Raw genomic sequence first — 4,591 nt, forward strand, 5'->3', positions numbered from 1 at the left:
GCGTGGGTTCTTCGGGTACGTTTCATTGCTTTCTTTCTCTGCTTTCTGCCGCCTATCGGCTGCAAGGTTAAGCAAGAATATCACTTAAAACACTGTCCAGTTTTCCGGGTCCACCTCTAACAAATTTTATAACACTAGTGAAAACTTATTTTAATAGTTCTACTGATCTCTTCCTAAGTTGTTGAAAATTGATGGGTAGGTTATCCTGTTAGATAGTGTTTCCTTACAAAACTAAATGCAAAAATAAAATCTTAACTAGGTGTCAATGAATTCTAAAACAATTAATCGAGAGGCGGGTGACAAAGCTAAAGGCTTCAGATTACAAAAGCTTAGAGCCGCAAAATTGCTTCTAGAGTGCATCGAAGAAAGTAATTTAGTACTATTTTATTGTGCAATTGAAGTTATTGAAGATGTTGCATTGACAAAAGTATCAACATCTCAAACTACAAAAATTTTTGAGGAGGATAAAAATTACAATCCGTCGACAAATTTTACACTTAACACTCCAAATGTCTTAAATACATTAGTCAGTTTTTTTGATATCTTCATAAATCAATGGGACGCCAGCCCGAGCTTAAGGTTTAGCTTTTATACTACAGCAGGAATTGGGAAGGAAAAGAAATGTGAGCTATCTGACGGTACTACACTACCTCTTTTACCGACCCCTGTATTAGAAATGTTAAAGTCCTGCGAATTTTCTGATGGCTTATTAAAGATGGTTCACTCAGTTTTAATTGATGAGTACAAATCACAATATAAGCTTAGAGATAATAAAGGCAATTTGAGTACACTTGAGAACTGCTCACTTAATAAGTTTGAAGAATTTCTTAAAAAAATATCTTGGCATTTTGAACAAGAAGATGAAGACGCATTAAAAGTTACCGTATTGAATCTTATAAAAAATTCTAAACTTTGGAATTACAAAGTTCATAATAAAGAAGAGTTCATTCTAAGTTCAATACTTGATACCCTAGACGAAAAGCAGTCAGTAAGTGATTATGCCAATAGATTTATACATTCTTCTGAACTACAAATGATATTTAAAAAAGCTGAGTCTGAGGATGTGTTAGCCGTGTTAGATCCACTGTGGGAGCAAGTAAAGAAAATAGAGTCAGAAATAACTGATAAACGAAATTTATCAGAAAAAATATTGGCTGTTTACCCGATGTACAATCCTACAAAAATTAAACATTTAGCTCGCCTAGCAGCTAGATCTAAAATTGAACAAGCAAGTAGCAATAAATCATTTTTGTCATTAAAGTATAGAGCCTTTGAAGCCTGTGAAAACTATTTCTACTTAAATGGTAAATCAGCAATATCGTCTGAAGCAGAGTTGGATAATTTAATAAAACAACTTCAAGCCACTTCAGCAAACGACATTTCAACACTCAAGGCAACTTACAACTATACAAATGCAGACACGAATACAATCAATGCAATAGTTCTTGATTTAGTAGATAGTTGCTTTCTTGCTTTTGACGATACTAAATTATGAATGAAGATATTCAAGGTAACTCGGCAACGGACAATACGGATGTAAAGAAAAATTTAATGTACTCATCTTCGGATGACTTTTATTTTTATACATATGCAATTTTCTTAATTCTAGACTGGTTAAGTTGTTATTCACCAAGAAATTTTAAGGATTACAGGAAATTAGTTTTTTTAGTAGACTTTGCAACTGATGAGAATCTCCTCACAATTTTGGAAGCTTCTAAAAGCAGAAGCAACATTAATAGATTAGATAAAGAATATTTATTTAGAAGCTACTCAAACGGTCTTACCAAAAGGAGTGAAGTGCTTAAATTGCTTTTTAGATTAGAGGCTTCTGGATATATTGAATTAGAAAAGGGCAATTTAGAATCAGGTGTAAATGTAAGCCTAGCTAAAGATAAACTTCCTAATAGTTTTTTTGATCAAAATTTATTTGTGAGTGAAAAACATAATCTAGAGCGATTATCAAAGTTTGTTCAAAGAGTTAGTGTGATTCGTGTTGAAACATTGATTGAAAAACTTTACCAAGATCAAGGAATCAGTACATGGGCTCTCTAAGAATTAATAAAGTCAAATATAACGGGGATAAGTACTATTTTGAATCTCCAGTATTCACAGAAAATGTAATTCTTATTGAAGGTGATAACGGGACAGGTAAAACTACTTTTTGCAATCTCATTTATTATGGTTTGGGTGGAAGAGTAAAAGAGTTCTTAAAAGAGGAAGCAAGGACTCATAAAGAGATAGTTAATGACACCAATAATTATGTAGATTTATATATTTCAATCAATACCGAAAATTATCATCTTAGAAGATTTATTGGTGATAACGATATCACAGTTAGTCCATTTACAATTTCTGATGTTGAACCGCCTACTCCAAATGAAATTGAAACTAATCTAGTTAACTTAGATGGAGTAGAGCTGCTACCCGTAAATCGTAGCTTTGGAAACAGAATTTTTTCTGATTGGGTTTTAGAGAAGCTCAATATATCTGTAATAGAGCTTTATCAAGGATATTCAACATTTAAAGTTAACTTTACAGAACTGTTTCGTTTGATTTACCACGATCAGCAGCCAAACCCTGAGTTAATCTACAAACAAATTGATACTAAATCTAACTATATTTCAGATTCAGAGCTATTAAGGAAAGCTATTTTTGAGCAATTAATAGGTAAGTCCTCATCAGAATATTATGATGCGATAGTAGAGGCGAAAAAGGCTGAGAAGGAAAAACTGCTCGCCAAACATTTTCTAGATGAGTTTGAGCCTATTATTGCCCATTTGAGGGGTGCAGAGAAGGTTATTAATAAGCCTTTTCTGATGACTGAACTAGAACAAAAGGAAATGCAACTAGAAAAATTACATTACTCTAGAGAGGCTTTTAAAAACAATCGAACAGCGAATACAACTATCGATATTGCTTTAGATGACAGCAAGTCTATTATCATCAGCGATGAAATTGGGTTGTCAGAAAGTAAAGAAAAATTACTATCTCTATTTGACGAGAAATCAAAGTTATTTTTTTTGAAAGAAAATACTGCAAAAGAAATTACTCAAGTTATAAAAGTTATACATGCTCATGACCAATTAAATTTATTCTCCGCTGATACTTGTCCATATTGCTTAACAAAAGTTGAGAGAGTATCAGGGCATTGTGTTTGTGGTGCGGAAATTGATGAGCAACAATACGAACGTTTTTTTTATACCTCTCAAGAATATAAAGAAATACTTAAGTCTAAAACTAAAACTGTAAGTACTATTGAGTTGGCAATTAAAGGCTGTGAAGAAGACATAACATCAGTAAATAGTGATATTGAACAATTAACTAACAATATTCAAAATGCAAAAAAGAAATTGAGGAGTATTTTGGATAGCATAGATCAGCCTATTGACATAGAAACATTAAACAATATTGATGACAAGATTTTATCTATTAGAGAACAAATCAGTCTACTGAATCAAAAGATTGAGTTAGAAAATAAATATGAAAAATTGTCTTCTGAATATGAAGTTAAGAGAAAAGCTCATCAATCGGCAGAATTAATTATGCAAGGACTTGAAGTTAAAGCCAAACAAGAAATTGTTACTAAAGTTAACGATTTTAGTGATGTATACAATTTATTAATGACCGAAACTTTGGAAGATTGTAGATCAGCTCGTATTAGTTTAGACACCTACTTGCCTGTGATTAACGATGGTGAATACAAAGAGGCTAGCTCTGGAGTTTCAATTAGATTAATGTATTATTTAACTCTTTTGACTCTATCTTTAGAAGATGAAAATGTACCCTTCCCTCATTTTTTATTAATTGACACACCAGAAACTGCTGGAATTGAACTAAGCAACCTTAAAAACTGTTTGGATAAATTCTCCAATTTACAAAGTATATCAAACGATTATCAAGTCATTATCACTACTGGTTTAAGCAAATACCCAGAGTCACTAGCTAACAATCGTGTTATATACTTGCCCAACAAAGCGAACGCTTTGCTTAAAACTAAAAGCCAATCCCAACCTCTTTAATAGACATAATTTTTATTAGATTTTGGATTAATGATTCCAGACCCCAGGACTATTTTACTAAATTTATGGACTTTTTTAGGCAAGCTGTAGGCACTTTATAGGCAACGGAAGAATGCAATAATCTGCTATAAACTGCTACATTCTGCTACAAAAAAAATTTTCGAAAGGTGCAGTAAATCATTGATTTTATTAGTAAATATATGATTTATAAGGGTTTTATATTTTGTCGAGTAACGGCTTCATAATCCTGGGGTCGAGGGTTCAAGTCCCTCTTTCACCACCATTCTACGGGGCTTCCAGCGATGGGAGCCCCTTTTTTATTTGCCTAAAAAACTATGGGCAACATATGGGCAACAGCAGAAAATAAAAATGGATGGATTTAGGTAATTAATTTCATCATTTTTATATCAAATTATTAGTTTTTCACTATTAAAATTTCTTCAAAACACCTTTTTCAGAGGTGGCCCCGTTTAGTTGGACAGAATCTTTGAAGTTTTAAGTGAAATATCTTGCGATTCTGTTTAAGCTGCCTTGGGTGTTGCGGGCAGGTGTTTAAAGTAAAACTCATCCGG

General features: G+C 32.6%; 3 protein-coding genes. All 3 read left to right on the plus strand.

Annotated features, from left to right (window positions below; genetic code table 11):
• The first annotated feature begins 265 nt into the window (after nt 1-265).
• Genes Q9291_RS08875 through Q9291_RS08885 form a run of 3 tightly spaced genes read left to right on the plus strand, consistent with a single transcriptional unit; the run spans nt 266 to nt 4,019 of the window.
• Complete coding sequence (locus tag Q9291_RS08875) at nt 266-1,495, plus strand: hypothetical protein (RefSeq protein ID WP_306389685.1); 1,230 nt, start codon at nt 266-268, stop codon at nt 1,493-1,495.
• Nucleotides 1,492-2,052, plus strand: coding sequence for a hypothetical protein (locus Q9291_RS08880; RefSeq protein WP_306389686.1), 561 nt, complete (start codon nt 1,492-1,494; stop codon nt 2,050-2,052). The genes Q9291_RS08875 and Q9291_RS08880 overlap by 4 nt, the downstream gene beginning before the upstream one ends.
• A complete protein-coding gene (locus Q9291_RS08885) occupies nt 2,040-4,019 on the plus strand; it encodes an AAA family ATPase (protein WP_306389687.1) in 1,980 nt (659 codons plus the stop codon). The genes Q9291_RS08880 and Q9291_RS08885 overlap by 13 nt, the downstream gene beginning before the upstream one ends.
• The last annotated feature ends 572 nt before the right edge of the window (nt 4,020-4,591 follow it).

The organism is Methylophilus aquaticus (assembly GCF_030769565.1).
Classification (GTDB): domain Bacteria; phylum Pseudomonadota; class Gammaproteobacteria; order Burkholderiales; family Methylophilaceae; genus Methylophilus; species Methylophilus aquaticus.

Coding starts and splice junctions, on each gene's coding strand:
- Q9291_RS08875 (WP_306389685.1), top strand. CDS start 266: ATGAATTCTAAAACAATTAATCGAGAGGCGGGTGACAAAGCTAAAGGC.
- Q9291_RS08880 (WP_306389686.1), top strand. CDS start 1,492: ATGAATGAAGATATTCAAGGTAACTCGGCAACGGACAATACGGATGTA.
- Q9291_RS08885 (WP_306389687.1), top strand. CDS start 2,040: ATGGGCTCTCTAAGAATTAATAAAGTCAAATATAACGGGGATAAGTAC.